The sequence below is a fragment of the Vreelandella maris genome, assembly GCF_013371085.1.
In the GTDB taxonomy this organism is placed as follows: domain Bacteria; phylum Pseudomonadota; class Gammaproteobacteria; order Pseudomonadales; family Halomonadaceae; genus Vreelandella; species Vreelandella maris.
This window is the reverse complement of sequence record NZ_JABWCV010000017.1, coordinates 37,359-57,289: the sequence shown is the minus strand read 5'-3', so window position 1 is coordinate 57,289 and position 19,931 is coordinate 37,359. Positions and strand designations below refer to the sequence as shown.

Annotated in this window: 23 protein-coding genes; 11 read left to right on the top strand and 12 right to left on the bottom strand. The window is 52.0% G+C overall.

Going from position 1 to position 19,931, the window contains the following annotated elements:
- Positions 1–72 precede the first annotated feature (72 nt).
- From HUO07_RS14865 to HUO07_RS14845, 5 genes are all read left to right on the top strand, one after another.
- Positions 73–978 carry a hypothetical protein gene (locus HUO07_RS14865; protein WP_035561768.1) on the top strand — a complete coding sequence of 302 codons (906 nt, stop codon included), beginning with the start codon at positions 73–75 and terminating at the stop codon, positions 976–978.
- A gap of 645 nt (positions 979–1,623) precedes the next feature.
- A complete protein-coding gene (locus tag HUO07_RS14860) occupies positions 1,624–1,968 on the top strand; it encodes a hypothetical protein (RefSeq protein WP_035561771.1) in 345 nt (114 codons plus the stop codon).
- 97 nt (positions 1,969–2,065) lie between these two features.
- Positions 2,066–2,371 carry a hypothetical protein gene (locus tag HUO07_RS14855; protein ID WP_146779553.1) on the top strand — a complete coding sequence of 102 codons (306 nt, stop codon included), beginning with the start codon at positions 2,066–2,068 and terminating at the stop codon, positions 2,369–2,371.
- Positions 2,372–2,499: 128 nt separating this feature from the next.
- Entirely contained in the window at positions 2,500–2,808 is a 309-nt protein-coding gene (locus HUO07_RS14850) for a hypothetical protein (protein ID WP_035561777.1), read from the top strand.
- Positions 2,809–2,968: 160 nt separating this feature from the next.
- A complete protein-coding gene (locus HUO07_RS14845) occupies positions 2,969–3,367 on the top strand; it encodes a hypothetical protein (RefSeq protein WP_035561780.1) in 399 nt (132 codons plus the stop codon).
- Positions 3,368–3,842: 475 nt separating this feature from the next.
- Here the strand turns inward: HUO07_RS14845 and HUO07_RS14840 are convergent, their stop codons facing one another.
- From HUO07_RS14840 to HUO07_RS14825, 4 genes are all read right to left on the bottom strand, one after another.
- A complete protein-coding gene (locus tag HUO07_RS14840) occupies positions 3,843–4,748 on the bottom strand; it encodes a cation diffusion facilitator family transporter (RefSeq protein ID WP_045812307.1) in 906 nt (301 codons plus the stop codon).
- Between the two features lie 135 nt (positions 4,749–4,883).
- Positions 4,884–5,261, bottom strand: a complete 378-nt coding sequence (locus tag HUO07_RS14835; protein ID WP_035561783.1) for a YkvA family protein — start codon at positions 5,259–5,261, stop codon at positions 4,884–4,886.
- 52 nt (positions 5,262–5,313) lie between these two features.
- Positions 5,314–5,466 carry a hypothetical protein gene (locus tag HUO07_RS14830; RefSeq protein ID WP_157738124.1) on the bottom strand — a complete coding sequence of 51 codons (153 nt, stop codon included), beginning with the start codon at positions 5,464–5,466 and terminating at the stop codon, positions 5,314–5,316.
- Between the two features lie 34 nt (positions 5,467–5,500).
- Positions 5,501–5,770, bottom strand: coding sequence for a metal/formaldehyde-sensitive transcriptional repressor (locus HUO07_RS14825; RefSeq protein ID WP_035561786.1), 270 nt, complete (start codon positions 5,768–5,770; stop codon positions 5,501–5,503).
- 89 nt (positions 5,771–5,859) lie between these two features.
- On the opposite strand from HUO07_RS14825, the gene HUO07_RS21785 reads away from it, so the two are divergent.
- The gene (locus tag HUO07_RS21785) at positions 5,860–6,117 is read left to right on the top strand and encodes a hypothetical protein (RefSeq protein WP_235272584.1); all 258 of its coding nucleotides are present in this window, start codon (positions 5,860–5,862) and stop codon (positions 6,115–6,117) included.
- 5 nt (positions 6,118–6,122) lie between these two features.
- Positions 6,123–6,278 carry a hypothetical protein gene (locus tag HUO07_RS21780; protein ID WP_235272583.1) on the top strand — a complete coding sequence of 52 codons (156 nt, stop codon included), beginning with the start codon at positions 6,123–6,125 and terminating at the stop codon, positions 6,276–6,278.
- A gap of 577 nt (positions 6,279–6,855) precedes the next feature.
- Here the strand turns inward: HUO07_RS21780 and HUO07_RS14815 are convergent.
- The 6 genes from HUO07_RS14815 to HUO07_RS14790 all read right to left on the bottom strand — a co-directional run bounded on the left by HUO07_RS14815 (position 6,856) and on the right by HUO07_RS14790 (position 12,127).
- Entirely contained in the window at positions 6,856–7,419 is a 564-nt protein-coding gene (locus HUO07_RS14815) for a manganese efflux pump MntP (RefSeq protein WP_035561792.1), read from the bottom strand.
- Positions 7,420–7,677: 258 nt separating this feature from the next.
- Positions 7,678–8,046: a hypothetical protein gene (locus HUO07_RS14810; protein ID WP_144408646.1), complete on the bottom strand. Its 369-nt coding sequence runs from the start codon at positions 8,044–8,046 to the stop codon at positions 7,678–7,680.
- A gap of 75 nt (positions 8,047–8,121) precedes the next feature.
- Positions 8,122–9,789, bottom strand: a complete 1,668-nt coding sequence (locus HUO07_RS14805) for a phosphoethanolamine transferase (protein ID WP_035561795.1) — start codon at positions 9,787–9,789, stop codon at positions 8,122–8,124.
- Positions 9,790–9,813: 24 nt separating this feature from the next.
- A complete protein-coding gene (locus HUO07_RS14800; RefSeq protein ID WP_035561798.1) occupies positions 9,814–10,500 on the bottom strand; it encodes a phosphatase PAP2 family protein in 687 nt (228 codons plus the stop codon).
- Positions 10,482–10,859: a diacylglycerol kinase gene (locus tag HUO07_RS14795; RefSeq protein ID WP_217908915.1), complete on the bottom strand. Its 378-nt coding sequence runs from the start codon at positions 10,857–10,859 to the stop codon at positions 10,482–10,484. Before HUO07_RS14795 ends, HUO07_RS14800 begins: the two co-directional genes overlap by 19 nt.
- Positions 10,860–10,933: 74 nt before the next feature.
- Positions 10,934–12,127: a glycosyltransferase family 9 protein gene (locus HUO07_RS14790; protein ID WP_035561801.1), complete on the bottom strand. Its 1,194-nt coding sequence runs from the start codon at positions 12,125–12,127 to the stop codon at positions 10,934–10,936.
- Between the two features lie 292 nt (positions 12,128–12,419).
- Between HUO07_RS14790 and HUO07_RS14785 the strand changes: the two genes are divergently transcribed.
- From HUO07_RS14785 to HUO07_RS14775, 3 genes are all read left to right on the top strand, one after another.
- Positions 12,420–13,082 (top strand): response regulator, encoded by a 663-nt coding sequence (locus HUO07_RS14785; protein WP_113270639.1) that lies wholly within the window; start codon positions 12,420–12,422, stop codon positions 13,080–13,082.
- Positions 13,079–14,491, top strand: a complete 1,413-nt coding sequence (locus HUO07_RS14780) for an ATP-binding protein (RefSeq protein ID WP_113270638.1) — start codon at positions 13,079–13,081, stop codon at positions 14,489–14,491. Before HUO07_RS14785 ends, HUO07_RS14780 begins: the two co-directional genes overlap by 4 nt.
- A gap of 409 nt (positions 14,492–14,900) precedes the next feature.
- Entirely contained in the window at positions 14,901–16,517 is a 1,617-nt protein-coding gene (locus HUO07_RS14775; RefSeq protein ID WP_176304218.1) for a phosphatase PAP2 family protein, read from the top strand.
- Positions 16,518–17,703: 1,186 nt separating this feature from the next.
- Here the strand turns inward: HUO07_RS14775 and HUO07_RS14770 are convergent.
- Positions 17,704–19,074: an MFS transporter gene (locus HUO07_RS14770; RefSeq protein WP_035561811.1), complete on the bottom strand. Its 1,371-nt coding sequence runs from the start codon at positions 19,072–19,074 to the stop codon at positions 17,704–17,706.
- A 35-nt stretch (positions 19,075–19,109) separates the two neighbouring features.
- Positions 19,110–19,385 (bottom strand): metal-sensing transcriptional repressor, encoded by a 276-nt coding sequence (locus HUO07_RS14765; RefSeq protein WP_176304217.1) that lies wholly within the window; start codon positions 19,383–19,385, stop codon positions 19,110–19,112.
- Between the two features lie 128 nt (positions 19,386–19,513).
- Here HUO07_RS14765 and HUO07_RS14760 point away from each other — a divergent pair, with 128 nt between their 5' ends.
- On the top strand, positions 19,514–19,879 hold the full coding sequence (locus HUO07_RS14760) for a hypothetical protein (protein WP_035561818.1): 366 nt from the start codon (positions 19,514–19,516) through the stop codon (positions 19,877–19,879).
- Positions 19,880–19,931: the final 52 nt, after the last annotated feature.

Genomic DNA, 19,931 nt, shown 5'->3' with positions numbered 1-19,931 from the left:
CCAATCTAAGTGAGTTAGGTGCCACATCCAGCTGATTTAAGTTTAAACAGTAGCTTGTAATAGGCCCTACCAATGATCACTAACATTAATGAGTACGAGGCAGAGACTGCCTTTGAACGTTTTGCTCTTGACCGGTATTTACCTCTGACAGCCCAGACATCTGGAAGCTACATCGATATACGTCCCCTAATTGATGGAGGAAAAAACGTTATACAGAACGGGGCGAGCCACATTCAAGCCAATCGAGAGGACAGCCTACGTGCAGCTTTCTTGCCATTGGCGTTTGGAGCAGCCTGGAAGGTGCTTGATCTTACGATCGAGCTTGCGCTGGCGGAACAAGGTATAAAACCTCAGCGGGAAGCTAAGCTCTGGCCAATTAAGGAAAAGGCTCGTCTCGCAATGAGCGGTACGCTGAATGGCGTGATCCTAACCGAGGAAACCTGCACCTGGGAAGGAATGCTGACTTGTTACGTGTCTACAATAGAGTATCGCCATAGCCTGATTCATCGACAAGCTCAGTTTGTGGAAACCCCCCTCACCTTATCGGGCTATGGTAGAGACGGTATGCCTCTTCCACCGCTAGATGAAGCTACGCTTAGAGCCTTAATCGCGTTATCACAACTCATCGGGGAAGGGATCATCAACAACGGGCTGAATCGTCGTCGTCTCGACAACGTGAATTTTCTATTGAATAGATTATTGTGCTTCGGGGTTAACTCAGTACCGAAAGGCGTCAGGATGAAGCCTATCGAATATTATTGGATGAAACTTCGACGAAACCCTCATGGCCAATGGGTGGCCCCCTTCTCGGTCGTTCGAGAGCAGATGCGATGCAGAAGACAGATAGGACACATTGACGTTCGCATCGACTTACCGGGAGAAAGCGGTCGCCAGCTTGTCGGTCAGTGCGAGGAGCTACCGGACAGGGATGTCACAATCGATTTCAACCAACCCCCAAGCTACCTAGCTTATCAGTAATGCTGCCTAGACAAGATAGATAAAGGAGAAGTGCTGAAATAGACATTTTACTCAGGCGGGCGCCGCTGGGGCCGCGCCATGGTGGGCACTGCGATTACCGATCGCGAGACATTGAAGCGATACCTTCGGGCGCTCACCGCCTGTGAAATTGATTCTACTAACGGCAGCTCGAAATAAGATCATGGCCGCCAAATCCTGCCTATCCAGCCTTCCCTCAACTGAGCGAGATTGTCGGTTGGGGATTATTTTTTCCGATATTAACTTCCCAGATGTCACCCATGTCCCTATCTTATTGGCGAGGCCGTTCATTGAACGGTATGGGAAACGGAAATTGCTAATCACGATGACCTCTAAGGTTGATTGTCAGGTTGTTTCGACAAGGCCCGCGGGCTTTTCGGCTATCACGCAAGGGCGCTTACGTCAGCAGTCCTGATAATAACCTCCTTGAGGAATCCCTGTGGCATTTCGCTCCAGGTAAAGCTGTCTTGCACAGCAAATCTGCAGCTTTCAGCTGATCAGATTCAAGGTTTTTACCTTCAAGCCCCTTCTAGTTCGCTAGTTGGGGCTTTCTCATTCTGTGTCATTGCCATCCCTAACTCCCTATAACCAGCCATTCATGAGCCTGGGGACAATAGGGGGAATCGCATGCAGCAACGTGTTGAGCAGGTGGATCAGGCCGGCGAGACGCTGGTGACACACTATCTGGATAATCCTTTTTCTCGGTCGTCCGTCATTGGCGAGGCTTGTATTCGCCTGTCATGGGATTGCTCCCATCCTAAGTACCCCCAACGCGAAACCCTGTTGCGATATGTCGCTGCCGCACAAGCCCTGGTGATCGATACCCAGCAGCACATCAATCGCCTGGCTTCACGAAAGCGATCTCGCTCCGCGGCCGTCGAGTATGCGATGAGGATTCACCTCGCAGGACGAGTTCGCGAGCAAGCCCTCCATGCCCTAACCAACCGGAATGAGATAACCAATGATCACTAGCATCGAATATACAAGTCGACGTGACATCGAGCGCCGGCAAGCAAGCGCCGATACTGTAGTCCTGTCCATTCGAGGGCTTGACGAGCGTTCAACTCGCTTGGCAAAGGGGGGGGATGATGTTCTCTTAATGCAGTTTGATGATGTCGTTCCCGGTGAAGGCTTCGGCTGCGAAGAACCCATGACGCTCGAGGATGCACAGAGAATTTCTGGGTGGATTCGCCAGTGGTCCAGCGATCGCAGGCCGGTGAAGCTGGTCATTCACTGCACTGCCGGGGTGAGCCGGTCTGCTGCTGTGGCTCTATGGGCTGGCGCCTCACTCAATCGACCTGCCCAGGGAGTCGAAGGTGATGGTAGGGATGCGAATCCGCACGTTCGGTCAATGCTCGACCGGGCGGCTGCGTGAAACGTCCATGTTTTATACTGTAGCCTATCGACTGGTTGCGGCCATCTAGCACTCAAGGCCTCCAAGGGTCACTCTGCGCCCTACCAATGATGAGTCCTGCAACGGGCAGGAATGACTAAGGAGACCGTATGAAAGAGTTCGAGGGCTGCTTCAAGGGTTACATGCTCAACAGCAGTATGGATGGGATGAGCCTCCCAGCAGGGGCCACTGAGCAGATTTATATCGGGTTGTACCATATCGATGGTGGGACAGCCGGGGAGTTCTGCATTCAGTGGGGTAATCACTCCCCTTTATTGCATGTTTATCAGGATGATTGGAAAGCCCTGTACTCTATGCAAGATGTGCTGAATTTACTGGCTGAACTGGATGGCAAAGAGATAACTCCAGAAAAGTTTATTAAGAAACTTAAAGCCTTAGGGTTTCGAGAGAACCTGTAGTTTCATTGAGGCTTAACGAGATTTTATTTCATCCTGAAGGCCCCTCAAGATCGAGGGGCCTTTTTCATTGCGCTGCACAGAGCCTCACCAGTTGTGTCAGTGGAGTCCCTATCTCTTCTTGAGACCTGCAATTCAGCAGGAATGAGAGAGAGGAACGATCATGGAACTTAATAAATTTGACGGCTTTGCAATCTGTGGTGACACCGTTACAGGTACGAATGGCCACTTAACCGTCACACTGATGCTCGACAATGATCCAGTGGTGACCCCGGACTTCTTCGATAGGTACTCAGATTCCGATAAGGAAGCTTTTGCTGAGCATAAGTGGTTCTTCGGTATGCTGTCCGCCAAGGTCGAAGTAAAGATAGGTAGCCAACCCGTGCTTTTGAGCGATGTTGAATTCGCAAGAAGTGGGGTTGAGGTCAATAGGGACGATAATAATGCCCGTCTTAACGCTAGTGCTTTTGAGCTGGCTCAGAATGCACTGGCTCGCGGCATCGAGCTTCTTGAAGGGATCGATACCGCCGCTGATAACATTCCAAAGCTCGAAATGTTCTGATGAGCTTTTCCTAGACCCCTCTCTTTTGAGGGGTCTTTCTCTTCACGCTGAACAAAGCATTTCTCACATCTTTAATTGCTGCTGTGCAACGTTCCCCCTCAGCCTCAGCCGCCAGGCAGGGCTGTTTCTAGGGGCTGACTGTGCAATATCCCCCCCTGCCCAACAACGTCATTAGCAAGGCGCTGGTGTCATTTTCAACAATTGCTGCGACTAAACAATAATTGCTGCGACAATCTCTATGTTGAGTTTATATAGAGCGCGCCCTTGTGACCGTTTCTCTGAAACAATGCAAGCCGCACGTTGGAAAGCACTTGGCGTTGCCAAAAGTGTTGATACGGACGCTCCTGAGCGGCTCAGGAGCAGGACTCCCCAAGGGGGGCGTACATTCCCAGATAGAGATAATGGGTATCAAGTGGCGCTATAGTTATTGATGCTGCTACGTGCAGCCTCGGCGGGACCTTCTGCCGGTTGTCTCCTAATTCACCTTACCAGCCCCACAATAAGGATCGGCATCACAAACATGGCGGATAGCGGCATCTTCGGGTTGTAGGGTGCTGTGCGCAATATCGAAGCGCTCCCGCAATATCGTTTGCAGCTGCGGCAGTATCTCTTCCCATCGCTCCATCGCTTCCACATCGATATGTGCCACTAGAGCCTGGCTGTTTGATGACAGGCTCCAAATATGCATGTCATGGATAGCGCAGACACCGTCGACCCGGACTAGAGCGCAGCCGACTTCATGCGCATCAATTCCTTTTGGCACGCCTTCCATCAAGACATGCGTCACCTCACGCAGTAGCCGAATGGCGGACACCAGTATCAATAGGCTGACGAAAAGAGACAGGATCGGATCCGCAATGGGCGGCCCGTCCAGATAAATGACCGCCCCAGCAACCAGCGCAGCTACCGAGCCCAATAAGTCTCCCATTACGTGCAGAAGCGCTCCGCGGACGTTTATAGTTTGCTCTCCACGCATCAGCACCCAAGCCACTACGATATTCACCAGCAAACCGAGCCCGCCTATCGCCAAAACCATGCCTCCGGCAACGGCGGGTGTATCTGCCATGCGGCGGATCGCCTCGTAAGCGATGAATACGATCACCCCGAACATAAACAGCACGTTAAACAGAGCGCCGAGGATTTCAGCACGCTTGAGTCCAAAGGAGTGCTGACGCGATGCTGGCTTCTTGGCCAGCCAAGCAGCGAAGGCACCAATCCCTAGCGACAATGAATCGGTTAGCATGTGGCCTGCGTCCGACAACAGGGCAAGCGAATCAGCTATCAGGCCACCGAACACTTCGACAGCTGCAAAACCTGTAGTGAAGACCAGTGCGAACAACAAGGTCTTGCCGCCACTATGGCTATGATCGTGGTCTGACATTTATGTCTCCTTCGTTATTAGCCCACGAGACTTCCCGCGAGCCACCCCTACCCTCTATCAGGCCATTGGGTCGACAGGTTTTTTCCGCGCTAATATAAGGCAGGTTGTACCTGCCACATTACGTATTGGATATATTCATAGGAGCATTCTTGCCAAGAAGGTGGCGAAGAAGAACCAGATAGCGATAAACACGCCAGCAGCTATGCGGCTTACCGGGCGTTCAGAGGCTGCGTCAGCGGTTGCTCGGTGCTCGTTCATGACCTCTGGTGGTGTAAGCTTCACCACCAACAATATCCCGAGTGGGACAATGATGATGTCGTCCACGTAGCCGAGTACGGGGATGAAGTCGGGGATCAAGTCGATAGGTGAGACGGCATAGGCTGCGACAATCATTGCCAACACCTCTGCAAACCATGGGGTACGTGGATCGCGAGCGGCAAGCCAGACGGCGTGTACATCCCGTTTGATCGTGCGAGCCCATTGTTTAGCGTTCGAGATTAGTTCTGTTGTCATCAGGGACTTTCTCTACTCAGTACTCGTACCAACAAGAAGCAAGGCCAGTTCCTCAGTGCTGAAACACAGCAAGGAAGCCGGAGCGCATAACTGTAATCGCTTCATGGTAGAAATCACCCCAGGCGTAGGTGATGGTCGTACCGCGCCAGGGCCTTTGATCCTTTTCTTCGAGCGGGTGGCGGCCTTGATCATTGCTCTCATCCATATTGAATATTCTGTGTGCCAGGCTTCTTTCTCTCCTACTTGAGGTAGGACTTGATGACCTGTAGCACCGCGTCCAAATCTTGTTGCCGCTGCTCCAATTCGGGCTCCCTGACGATGTGATCAGTTAGGTGTCCCTCTATTATGGCTGCCATCAGCCCATTGACCGCCCCGCGAATCGCGGCAGTCTGTTGCAGCACGGCAGTGCAATCCCCTTCCTTATCAAGTTGCCTTTCCAGTGCGGCTGCCTGCCCCTGAATGCGTCGAACACGAGTTAGCAGCTTCGCTTTGTCTTTGATCGTGTGCATGTGGTCGTCTCTGTGGAGAAGGAAACAGTACAGGAGGTAGTATAGATACTAGGGGGTAGTATGGCTTGCTTGCAACAGAAGAAAGTTATGTGAATCGTTCATCCCAGCATGCCGCCTGTAACCGACTGCAACACATCGAGGAGGGCCCCGTGCTCCAGGTGCTGGCTCATCGTATCTATCGTCACTCGTTCCTGGCCCAGGTCACCGCCCTCGTCGGCAACGGTTTAACGACGGTCGCCCTAGCGCTGCTGGCCCATGACTTGGTGGCCGGGCAGGCTAAGATGGTGGCCTATGTGGGCATCGCGTCACTGGTCGAAGCCTACGCCTCGCGTCTGCCGCGCTGCTGATGGTGATGAGCTTCGATGTGCTGTTCCTGCTCAATAGTCTGGCCTTCCTGGTCGTCTCGGTGGTCCTGCTGTCGCCCCAAACTGCGGATGACGAAGCGCTAAGTGACTGGCGCAAGGTCTCCCACGGCATGCGAATCTACTTGAAAACGCCCCGGCTGTGAGGGATGCTTGCCCTGAACATAGCGGTTTCGGTCGCCGGGGCCATGCAAATCGTTAACACCGTGGTCTATGTCCGCTCCGGGCCTGGGCGAACAGGCGCTCGCGACCCGTCTCTGGCCGTCACGGGTTCCGGTGGCGCTCTAGCATGACCATGCTCCTGTGGAGCACTCCCATCTGCACTACCATGACGACCATCACCAGCATGAACATGAGGTCTGGGAGGGGTCTGAACCGCATCGCCATCCTCACCATCACCCGAGGGGCAGGCATCGACACATCTTTGTAATCGATTTGTCATCACACGAAATGGACGTCGTGACATGACAAAAAGGCACAAGAAACGTTTGTATGACCATTTTGGCTGACAACATCCTTCACTTACTGTAATACCGCATCCTGGGCACAAAGACGAAAGAGCATGATCTACACTTCAGCTCGAAGCTCCGGTTCCGGTGACCTGCAAGGAAAAGCATCAGTAGTTCGATTCTGCGTTTATGCTACGTGAACAGTCCTCTTTCCCAGAGGGTTGCTACGCATATTGCTTTAACACTGTCTCTGGATGACACAGATCAGGAAAGATCAATTAAAAAAAGCAGTATGTTCGGCTAACACTCCCAGGCCAATACCAATTAAAACGATCCCACCGATCAGCTCAGACCAGTGGCTAACGTATTTGCCAAATTGGTGACCCAATAAGGTGCCAATTGATGCCATGACAGTAGTGGCTAAACCAATAGCTAAGCTGGTAGCGATGATATTGGCATCAATAAAGGCAAGGCTTGCACCAACGGCCATGGCATCAATACTCGTAGCAATAGCCGTTAATATCAATAACCACAGTGTTTGCTTTTCTTGGGCTATTTTGTCTTCTTTGCATAGGCCCGAATACACCATATGTAAACCAATAACCAATAAGATTGAGAACGCAGCCCAGTGATCCCAAGCCTGCACAAAGCGCTGCGATGCTACCCCGGCCAACCAGCCCAGCAAGGGTGTTATGGTCTCGATAGTACCAAATATCAGCCCAATGCTGATGGCGTGCCGAAACGAGGGTTTTTGTAGCTCAGCGCCTTTGCTGATGGAAGCAGCGAAGGCATCTGCCGACATGGAAAAGGCCAAAATCAATATGGTGGCAAATGTCATGACATGGTGTCTCTAGCTGAAAATCCGACGCTCTAAACCAAGTCACCCAAAATTACTGCTATACTTAAGTAAATTCGTCGGGTATTAAAAGGCTCCCAACATTATCATTTCCGGCTAGATAAACAAGTCAAAACGTTAAAAATATAGTTCGTCTTGTATAAGACACTTAGCATAGGCTAGCCATGTTTCCTCAGTCTTTACTTTTAGCCTAGTTGCATTAATAAGTGAATTTTTTTTCAATAGCGTACATTAAGTGTGTTAATCCAATAGATATAAAATTATTAAGGTTCCAACTCCTGCAGCTCCTAATGCGTCGAGCGTATCTATCAAATCATTTTCAACTACTTTCAATACACTGATAGAATAATAACGTCCAAGTAACTGTGACATACCACTTGACGTTACACTTAATATGGCGATGATGATCTCGATTCTTTCTATTCCCGTTAACCACAGCAGAGTCGATAGTAAAGTAATTAAAACAACACTGGCTCTAAAGGAAAGCCATTTAGCAGAATGTATAGAGGTATTGACACCGTCTACCAAGCCCCCTGCTGTTGCCATTTTTTTGGGTAGTAGCCGTCTCCAAAAACCTTGGTTGGAGTCCAATAGATGCGATAAAACCATGTGCATACACCAGGATAGTTGAGCAGAGTGGAGAGCAGCTTGACATGGAATACTTAACGATCACTTAAGCATTCATTAATTGGCGAGGCTCCGGCACGTTTGGCTAATATCTTCTGCCTGCTGATATACGTCCGTTGCTACGCCAAGCAACCCCAGCACGCTGTGAAATAAGTTATCGTGGGAAGCGGCTTGATCAGAGACTTGGCGTAAGCACTCCGTATCGAGTCCTCGCTGCTTTGAAAATGAGTTGGAAAGCCACCAAACCATAGGCACATGGGTCTGTTCATCGGGAGCAATGGCATAGGGAATGCCGTGCAAATATAGGCCTTTTTCACCCAGTGATTCACCATGATCAGAGAGATAGATCATCGCAGTTGCGTAGTCATCCTGACGCTTTAACATCTCAATCACCTGATCCAACACAGTGTCGGTATACAGAATGGCATTGTCGTAGCTGTTGGTAATGTCGTCTCTTGAGCACTTGGCTAAATCAGCGGTGGTGCAAGCGGGAACAAAACGTTCGTAGTCATCAGGGTAGCGTTGGTAATAGCTGGGGCCGTGGTTGCCTAGCTGATGCAGCACAACAACCTGATCAGCTGAGGTACCGCTAATTTGCTTGGTCAAGGCTTGAACCAGTGCTTCATCCAAGCATCGCCCATCTTGACACAAAGAGGCATACTCTTCTGGCGATAGCGCTTTTGTCGTCACTCCGTCGCAGACACCTTTACAGCCTGACTGGTTATCAAGCCAGGTGACCTCTAACCCGGCGTGGGCTAATACGTCCAGCAAGGATTCATATTGCTGAGCATACGATTTAGCGTAATCGGCACGCCCTGGTAATGAAAACATGCAGGGTAATGAGACCGCTGTGCTTGTACCGCATGAGGAAACATCTGAAAAATTGATAACGTCAGGCTGCTGGGCAAGTTTGGGTGTGGTTTGGCGTTCATAACCATTTAACCCCCAATTCGCCGCCCGTACCGTTTCGCCCACCACGATGACGAGCAGTGTGGGTTTGTCACCCGCTTGTGAACTGATACTGGCGTCCTCACCCACCGGGGAACGCACCGTATTCGCGGAAGCGTGTTGGCTCGAAAGGGCCTGCGCCATCGAAACAATATAATTACCTGGGGTCACCAAGTAGCGTAGCTCTTTATTGTTGCGCATGAGTGACGACACTTCTTGGTAAGATAAGAAAATTGCTAACAGCAATATAGCAGTGCTGGCAAGGCAATAAGCTAAGCGACGCAACACTGCCTTCTTCCAAGTTGACTGTGTGATTTTAACGCGCCAAATCATGATGGTTGGCAAACAGAAAAAGAGCATTAAATGAATCAGTAATCCGGGTGTAAGAAGCTCCTGTGCCTCGTTAGTATCCGTTTGAAGCACGTTGTCTAACATTGAAGTATCAAAATAGGTGCCGTAATAGCTAGTAAAGTAACTGACGAAAGCGGCAATCAGAAAAAGTAAAGTTAATAATGGCTTTACCAGTGTTCGAAAAGCAATGCTAATAAAGGCTAAATAGTTAAGACAGGTCATCACCAAAAACATAGTGGCAAAGGTTAGCCACGTCTGGACGGCAAGAGGTTCATAGCCAGCAAAGGCTTGTTGCCAAAAAGGGACATTGTAAAAAACACTGAATATGACAACGGCCCATAAGACAAGCTGCTCCGTGCTTAATGTGGGGCGATAATGCCAAGCGGTGCCAACAGCATTTGAAGGCAATGATAGCAAAGTACGCATCGAAAAGATCTCTGAATGAAAAGATTAATGAACGCTGGGGTGTAATAAGAATCTTGAAAGGACAAAGCTTACGGTCCAACAAATCATGACGGTCCAGAGGTCGTGGGAGAGAAAGTGCGCCCCGCGGAACTGTTGAGTGATCCCAAACGTAAGGCCAAGCCCTAAACCCAGAGAAAGCCCTGCCCATCGCCAATGAGGCCGTATGGCGGCAAAAAAGAAGTAGAGGGCTATCCACGTATAGCCTGCGCTGGCATGCCCGGCGGGAAAGCAGGCGGATGCTGGCATGGAGGAAGGCCGTGTATTGAGCAAGCCAATAAAGTCTCGTTCCCCGCCATAGCGAACTAAATCCCAAGGGCATTCCATGTTCACAAGTTGTTTAAGCGTTGCGACAAGCAGCGTAGAAAGAAGCGTTGCGGAAAAAAGATATAAAAGCGGCATGCGATACGCTTTAAAACGAGTTACAACGGTGCTTAGTATCAAAAGGAGGAGTGTGACTAAACCCATCGCTAAGCTTAGCCATTTACCGCCTGTGTGAAGAACATCTTGGGTAATCAAGGCATCTTTCCACGTCCAGGCATTACCTTGAAAGCGATATATAACGTCAGTTATCGTAAAATCTATGTTTAAAATACTGAAGACCGACATGACGATTAGAAATAAAAGCCATACGGATGCTACGGATTTGAGAACATTTAGTAGAGCAGCACGCATAGCCACACACCCATCATCATAAAAAGGGTCATCATGACGGCGGCAGCCCCCATGTCTTTAGCACGCCCGCTAAGTTCGTTATGTTCTAGTCCAATACGGTCAATGGTGCATTCGATGGCGGAGTTAATGAGTTCTACTATCACTACAAGGGTGAGTGAAGAAAACAGCAATGCTTTTTCTACGGAAGTGGCATTAACAAAAAATATAAAAGGGTAAAGGACGAGGCATAGCATCACCTCTTGTCTAAATGCAGACTCATTTATCCAGCAAGCTTTTAAACCCGATACTGCATTAATAGAAGCGCGGAAGATGCGTTTGACACCCGTGCCATTAGGTTTTGACGTCGTTGAAATAGGCAAGACAGTACTCTCGATAACGTAACAGTAGGGTCACTGTAAAGCGCAAAACTTAACGAACAGTTATGCGCTTTAATTCAGTAGCTAGAATGCAAAGGGGCAGCGCTGGGTGGTGTTCTAACCCACTGTGTTGGTTGGTTTGTTGCCGAGGCCAGTTGAACGGGAGCGGTTGCGTTTTGTCCGTCAAGATTAGCGCTGATAGCGTCTATTACCGTGCTGATCTCTGGGCGCCACAGAATAGTGTCATAGGCTTCTCGTGGTACGAAGGCGAGTGATTTTTTCTGGCGTACTAGGGAAATGGTGGCGACATCGAGTGCTGCCGCTAAGTGCATAGGCCCTGAGTCTGGTGTCACGAGTAACCGCGCTCGCCCTAGAACAGCGGCAAAGTGACGAATAGGAAGCGGCGGGCATAAGCTACCATACAGTGATGACATCAAGCGCTGCTCAATAGGGGCTAGAAGCCTAAACTCCTCCGGTCCAAGGAAAACGACATAACGTATTTTGCAGGCTTCCATGGCATCGATGAGCATTAGCCAAAATGCCAACGGCCAACGTTTGTTTTGATGCCCGCCTACGAAGATCGCAATAAAGTCTGTATCTGATGAGTGGTCGCTATGCAGACTGAATAGCTGTCGTATCTTCGTCATGGCTTGATAGCCTTCCTGATCCGTTAGCTGGAGCAGTGGCCGATTATGGCAAGCAACGCCGAGCGGGCGTGTCAAATTGACGATGGCATCATAGGCATGTGATGACTTACCTTCCGCCTCAATGTTGTACCAGCGCTGGTGACCTTTACCTGAACCCATGCTGTACCGTGCTCCTATTAACCGGGTCACGATAAAGCCGCTCGTTGAACCTCCGCTCACTTGTACCGCTAGATCATAGCGTTGTGCCCGTAAGCGTCGTAATAGCGTCACGCACTGCCAGGGACGGAGAATGGCGGTTCTCGACAGTAAATGAAAATGATCAACAGGACGTTGCTGCAACAGTGGCCATGTTTTATCCGTCGCTAAATAATCTATGCGCGCGGAAGGAAAACGTTCACGAAAAGCATCGATGACAGGGGTACTGATTAGCGCGTTGCCCAGACGAAAATTGGGGCGAATAATGAGAATTTTTTCTATGCCCACAAGGTTATTAATGGTTTCTGGTGCAGGCGCTTTGACGATATACCGTATACCTCCGAGTAAAAATCGCTTCATTCTTTTTTCTACAAAACGGGCCATTATTTTTAAATAATAGTTTGTTCTAATCAGTGTTAGTAAGTGCATACTCTGGCGCTCTATTCAGTTAATAGAAAATGACCTGCCCGCGGTAGCGACAGGGCAGATTCAAAATGACCGCCAGTGAAGGCGCTGCTTTGGCTTTGCCCATGGCGAAAGAAGCAGCTTGAGCCTAAGTAACTTAAAGAAGAGTTAAGCTGCGTAAAAGGTTTGCAAAAAAGGGTGGCTGACTTACAGGTTGAATTCAGATGCGTATGCTTTGTGGGGGATACGTTGCCGTATTTAAGAAAAGCTTAAGTTTTAGTGGCGAAGATAGCGGTTTGTAGATTGGGGGAGCAGCATGCGTGCACTGCTAATAGAAGATGATCCCTTGCTTGGGGATGGCATTAAAACGGCGCTGGAACGCGAGGGGTACACGGTCGATTGGTTTATGCTTGGGCGCGAGGCAATCAGTGCTATCGGCAGCGAGACCTTCAGTGTGATTATTTTGGATCTTGGACTGCCCGATATGGACGGTATGCAGGTACTGCAGTTACTCCGTCAGCAATCCACTCTACCTATTCTGATTTTGACGGCCCGAGATGCGATGGAAGACCGTATTGGCGGTTTAGATGCGGGGGCGGATGACTATGTGCTCAAGCCTTTTAATTTGCAGGAGTTACTCGCCCGTTTGCGTGTCGTCATGCGACGCGCTGAGGGGCGCGCTTCGCAGATATTGACACTGGGAGCGCTGAGTATTGATGAGGCGCGTCATGCGGTGAGTTGGCGGGGCAAAGACGTAAAGTTGGGCCGCCGGGAGTATGCTCTATTGTTAGAGCTAGCCAGGCACCCCGACAGAGTGCTGTCTCGTCCCCGTTTGGAAAATTTGCTTTATGGTTGGGGCGAAGAGGTCGAGTCCAATGCGGTGGAGGTTCACATTCATCATCTGCGTAAAAAGCTTGAAAAGCATCTGATCATTAACGTGCGCGGGATTGGCTACCGTTTGGATAGCCAAGCGCGATGATCTCCATACGGCGTTATCTACTCCGTACGCTCGCCATTGCCCTGGTTCTCGCCGGGGGCGTTGCGTTTACCGCTGCCTACTTAATTACCGATCACGAGCTAGAAGAAATTCTCGATACACAGCTCAGTCTGCATAGCCGGATTGTAGCTGGCCAACTCGACCCAAACGCGACCATTGACGACTATGCTCGCCTGGCTTCGCACCTGGGCCTTCCAGAATATCCGGCCCAGCTATATCGCGACGGTATCGCAGTGCCCGTGAACAGCCCTGAATCAAGTCCCAAGCTTTACCACGAGGAAGAGCTTAAATTAGTGCTGGGTTTTTGGAATTCAGATGGCTCACCCAGGTTGTTAGGGGGCAAATGGAATGATGCAGGGCCTTTCCCCGCTCCTTTAGAGGAGGGATTTCGCTGGGAAAGCTACGATGGTCATCGTTGGCGGGTTTTCAGCATGTTCGATATTACCACCGATACCTGGATCAGCATGGGGCTGCGAGGTTCGTTTCATGATGAAGTAGTCGAGCGCATCACCTGGAATAATTTATTGCCGATGCTTTTTTTGCTACCTCTTCTTCTTTGGCTGATGAGCCGTATTATCCGGCGGGGGATTGTCCCTATCCAAGCGCTTTCTAGTCAGGTGCAAGGCCGCTCTGCCCGCGACCTAAGTGAAATCGATAATCCTGTTCCTCAAGAGCTTAATGGATTACGTCAATCGCTAAACGATTTTATCGCCCGGCTGAAAGAAACGTTAGAGCGCGAGCGGCGCTTCACCGCAGATGCGGCCCATGAATTACGCACCCCTTTAGCAGCACTGAGGATTCACCTAGATAACGCGCAGGCGGGAGGAGAGCAATCATTACAAAAGGCTTATATAGGTGTGGAACGGCTTCAGCGGGTGGTAGAACAACTGCTTATTTTGGCTCGATTGGATCAAGTGGCCACAACCTCATCGGCCACTATCGATCTTTATCCTATTATTGCTGAACTGGTAGCTGAGCTGTGGCCACTCGCTGAAGAGCGAGATCAGCACTTGAGGCTAACAGGCTTAACCCGGCTGGAGGTCCGCGCCGACGAAATCGAGGTGGGGATTCTGTTTCGTAACTTATTGGATAACGCCTTGCGCTATACGTCAGAAGGCGGTCAGGTAGAGGTAGAGTTAGCGCTTTGGGAGGGCTTGCCTCAGCTCACGGTGAGAGACACGGGCCCCGGACTCCCCGAGGCACTTTTGGATAAAGTCACTGAGCGCTTTAGGCGCGCGTCTGGCCAGGGCACCACCGGCAGTGGATTGGGTTTATCGATTGTCTCGGAGTTAGTCCAGCGCCAACAAGCCATTCTTACCCTCACCAACCGTGAACCTAGTGGGCTTGAGGTTAGCGTGAGGTGGGAGCGTGTGTATGCCTGTGCATCGTAAGCTCCGACTCGATCACTTCAAGACAAGGGAAAAGACATGTGGCTCACGGAAATGATGGCATCGCTGACGACGTATCTCGAACAACACCAGTGGGTTGCGGTCATTGCGGCTTTCATGCTCGCGGCTTCGGAATCGATCATCGTTATCGGTGCCCTCGTTCCCGGAACCGCCTTGCTAGTTGCCTTGGGTGCCGCCATTGGTCTCGGGCATCTTGCGCTATGGCCAATTCTGATCGCCACGACCCTTGGGGCAATCGCAGGAGATGGGCTGTCCTTTTGGGTCGGTCATCATTGGCGCGATGGTATTACTACGGCATGGCCGCTAAGGGGGCGGCCAAACCTCATCCATACCAGCAACGCCTGGCGGCAAGAGTATCCTGATCGCTCGTTTTACGCCGGGCGTGCGAGCAGTGATACCCGTCATGGCAGGAGTGTCGGGCATGGCCCCTGTTCGCTTTCTGGCGGCAAATATTACTTCAGCAATCATATGGGCTCCTGCTCACATCCTCCCCGGTGCAGTGGCTGGCCTCGGGCTCAGCTTGGTAGGGCATGCAAGCATGCGTTTGGTGGTGCTTGTCGGCATCATCTTCGGAGCTGGCTTCGCCATTGTGTTGTTGATTCGTCTGATGCTGACCAGGGGCGTGCCAGCCCTTGAGGCTCTGCGTTTGCGGCTTATCGGGCGATTGCGGAAAAGTGGCGAGGGTCGTGTCAGCACTTTGGCAATGTCACTTCTCGCGCCCTCGCATGACCTACAACCGCTCATCCTGATTGGTGTCCCGCTAGCCTTTGTTGCCGCCGCTTTGGCGACTCTGGCTCAAGAGGTGGCCGAGCGGAGCGGGCTGGCGGTCGCCGATCAGTCGATTAGCCTAGCCCTTAGCCACCTGCGTACCGAACCGGGCGATAAAGTCGTCGCCTTCCTCACCGGCTTCGGTGACGCTTATGTCATCATCGCTTCGTCTGCAGCGGTCACTTGCTGGCTACTGCTGCGCAGGCAGTGGCACCTCGCCCTAGGGGTTGTACTGAGCATCGCCATTGCCTCAGGACTTGCCACGCTCCTCAAGGCGGGACTGGCGATACCGCGTCCGCAGGCACTTTACGAGGGCGCCCAGGTCTTCGGCTTCCCGAGCGGCCACGCCACGGGGGCCGCGACGCTGATGGGACTGCTTACCTGGTTTGCTTGGTTCGGCTTACCACAACCTTGGCGCAGGGTGATGCCCATGGCCTTCGCCGCGGTCGTGGGCATCATCGCCGCCTCGCGCCTGTATCTCTCGGCCCACTGGCCATCGGATGTCGTCGGCGGCATGCTGCTGGGAACCGGGCTTACGCTATGCTTTGCGCTGGCCTTTCGTCGCGTAGACCTACGCAAGGCCCGGCCAGGTATGGCGATCGCGCTGGCCTTATTCGTTTTCCTCGGATTTGGAGCCTGGCACTCATGGCGCGCTCTGCCGCAGGCCGTGGCCATGTACACGCCGCCCCCGACACCTGTGCAGGTCATTTCCCGCGATGCCTGGCTTACCGCAGACTGGCAAACCCTCCCGGTGCGTAGAACCGACTTGGTGGGTGAAACGGAAGAACCCTTCTCGCTGCAATGGACGGGAACCTCTACTGCCTTCGAGGCAGCTGCGAGCACTGCTGGCTGGGTCCGCGCCGATGGCCTCACCTTGCAGACCCTGCCACGCTATCTCGATCCGGCAGTCTCAGCCGAGGCGCTGCCGGTGATCCCTCGACTGCAGGATGGCCAGTTTTCGGTATTGACCATGGTGCGGCCCGCACAGGACGGCAAGAGTCGCGAGGTCCTGCGCCTCTGGAAGTCGAACACGGCGCTTTCCGACACAGGCAGGCAGACGCCGATCCTACTCGTGAGCGTGGAAACCGAAGTCATTCGTCGCGCTGTCGGCATGATCAATTTGCCAGTGGTACATGAGGTTGCCTATCCCTCTCGGCACGATCTCCGGCTGACGGGCACACTGCGCAGGAGGGAAGATGGCCAGCCTGTGCTGCTGGCACCAGCCGATTCGGCGGGGTGAGAGGACTGAAATGACCACCCTATTAAATCGTGAAAGACTATAATTGTATAACCCGCCGACTCTGTATGTATCCAAAAATCAGGAGCGCAACCGGGTGATGTTAGCGACATGAAAAATCTCGTCATGAAATCCACTATATGGCGCGGGTCGAAGGCAGCTTGTTGCATCCCGATCATCGTATGGACGCAGAAATAGATCGCAACTGCCCTGATTGGAGCCAACATGAACACCGAGCACAAGTACCTTGTCCGGCTTGCCAGACGCCTACGCAAGCAGCGCCAAGCCCTTGATCCGGAGGAGGTGACTTTTATGATAGGGATACACCGCCGGGAGCCTATCAGACGCGACGCCAAGACTGTCTCCGCTGAGCATTCGGCGCTTGGAAAGCGCCACTCCGACAGTGTGGCGGCGGTCGGCGGTACGTTTGAATATGAAGGTGGGTCAGCCCATCGTGCAACGACTCGACCGGATTGTTGCTCAGATAGGTGCCGATCACATTGATGTCGCCGACCCGACAAAAGACCTGCCGCAACGCCATAATTCGAACGGGCTACTCCTCAATCTGAGCCTTCAGGTTTTGGCTCACATCGCTCAAAGGGTTAACTCATCCCGTTGTCAGTTTTCTTTGGATCAGTGAGACAGCTGGGGTTCGACTGTAATGTGTACTAACGACGGGCATCGAGCTTGAATGCGCTGCAGGTAAATATCAGGCGATTCTGGGCTGTGTGAGACGAGCGCGACAATCGCCGCGTGGATATTGGGGCCAATCGACCAAATGTGTAAGTCGCTGATGTGCGTTTGCTCGTCCTCCGGACTCCCCGAGGCACTTTTGGATAACGTCACTGAGCGCTTTAGGCGATTCTGGCCAGGGCACCACCGGCAGCGGATTGGGTTTATCGATTGTCTCGGAGTTGGCCCAGCGCCAAAACGCACGCCTTACGCTTAGTAATCGCACGCCCAACGGTCTAGTGGTCAGTGTGACGTGGGGGTAACACCACACCAGCAGCAAGATAGCTGAGTAATTGGCTGGCCACTGCCCAGGGATCGCCGATACGTTCAAGCACCTTAAGCCCAAGAAGGAAAATGTTCCCTGCGAAGCTTCTGGGGTGAATGCCTTCAGTAAAGTAGGCATCACCCGTAGTGATTTAACCTAATAGGCATCTATTAACTTGTCAGCCTTAATGTGTCACGAAGGCCATCGTGTATGGTGGTTATCAATGACAAATATGTGCCGATGCACATTTCTGGGATGATGGTGGGGATGGCTATGAGGTTCCGGCCCCTCCCACCCTTCATGCTCGTGTTGATGGTGTTCATCGTGATAGTGAAGATGGCTATGACGTATAGGCGAGTGCTCATGCGCAATCTCTCTTGAGTCTCGACGAGGCCAAGTAAGCATCGCAAGCCCTGTCGCCGTTAAAGCTACTGTCCCGAGCAAAGCGAACGTTCCCGTCAGACCCAGGTTTATCCCCAGCCAGCCTGCCAACGGATAGGTGATCAACCAGCAACAGTGTGACAACGAGAATTGGGCAGCAAATAGCGCTGGACGATCCTCCGTCTGGCACGAACGCTTGAGCAAGCGCCCTGTAGGGGTCATGACCATCGAAGCGCCTGCACCCAGTAGCAACCATAGCCCGACAAGTCCCGCAAACGATGGGCCTAGCCAGCCCAAGTAGAGACTGAGCGCCATGATAACGCCACCCAACAGCATGACTGGTCGTTCAGGCAATCGATCCAGTACCTTAGGTAGCAGTACGGCCACCAGCATGGAGCCCCCACCTGCGGCCGCAAAGGCCAAAGCTACTTCTTTCTCGCCAAGCCCCAACATAGAGCGAACAAGCACTACCGTATTGACGATCTGCATCGCTCCGGCGGCTGAGACCGCCAAGTTCAACGCCAACAGACCGCGAAGGCGAGGTGTTTTTAGATAAATCCGTATGCCGTGAGAAACGCGACGCCAAACACCGGGAATTTCCTCTAGTGGTTGTGGCTCAGGTAACATCACCGATATAACCAGTGAGGCAGAGATCACGAACGCCAGGGCGTTGAGTACAAACAGGACATCAAAGCTCATCGCCATCAGCAATGCCGCGGCCACCATCGGGCTAAGAAGATTCTCTAAATCGTAGGCAAGGCGTGACAGGGATAATGCTCGTGTGTATTGCTCTTCGTCTTCTAGGATGTCCGGTATTGTCGCCTGGAAAACGGGAGTGAAGCCTGCTGAGCAAGCATTGAGTAGAAAGATCAGCACATAGATTTGCCACACTTCGGTAACAAAAGGCAGTGCGCAAACCACGGCTGCTCGCAGCAAGTCGAGGCTAACCAACAACGTGCGTCGAGGTAGGCGTGAGGCGTAAGCACCCACCAGTGGAGCAATGCCCACGTAGGCGACCATCTTAATCGCCAGCGCTGTGCCTAGTACGACACCCGCCTGCCCCCCAGCAAGATCATGAGCCAGTAACGCTAGGGCAACGGTGGTCAGACCGGTGCCAATCAGTGCAATGACCTGAGCGAAAAAGAGATGGCGATAGACGCGATGGGCGAGTACATCGAGCATAGAGCGTTCCTCAAGTGAGGGGAGCTTAGATGCATTTACAGGTAGCGGGCAATGGCCTTGAACTCTTCAGTCCGCGCCCGCTGCGTTTGATCCTGAGAGCCCAAGGCATCTTCTAGGCAGTGATCGATATGATCTAAAACCAAGGTACGTTTGGCCTGTTGAATAGCTTTCTCAACCGCATGAAGCTGCTGGGCAATGTCTAGACAGTGGCGACCATCCTCTATCATCTGCGTCACGCTCGAAAGGTGTCCCCGAGCCCGGTTTAAGCGCTTGATGATATCGGGATGTGACTGGTGTGTATGTATTGTCATTTTCTTTTCCTTATTCTATTCCTATCCCCCTGGAGGGGATGATAATCTATTGGTGCTATGCGGAGCTACAGCGTAAGCAAATTGTTATCTACATTTTTTATCGTCAATTTTTGTCTTGGTTGCTCTAAATGCTCAATCGGCTGCGCCACCGTCTTGGCTATCTGACCCTGCTACTGCTGTTTTTGCCTAGCCTGGTGCTTACCAGTGTGGGCGAAGCGAGTGCGCATGGCGCAATGAGCATGGTTGGCGTTGAGTCATCTCACCATGAGAGTGTTCAGAAGGGCCATGGGCATACCCATGGGCATGAACACGATGACGGTCGACACCTCTCTCATGAGAGCGGCAGTCACTTCCACGAACAAGCGGATCGCTTGGGGGCGAACATTGCCATCGCACCAAACGTTCGTCATGCCATGCGGCTAGGCGAACGACGCGCTTTTCCCCTGCGTCGTGTCTACCGCTTGGAGCGCCCTCCACGGCCAGTCGTCGCTTGATGACTGGGGCCATCCATCCGATGGCCAACACTAATGACAGACCCGTGGAGGT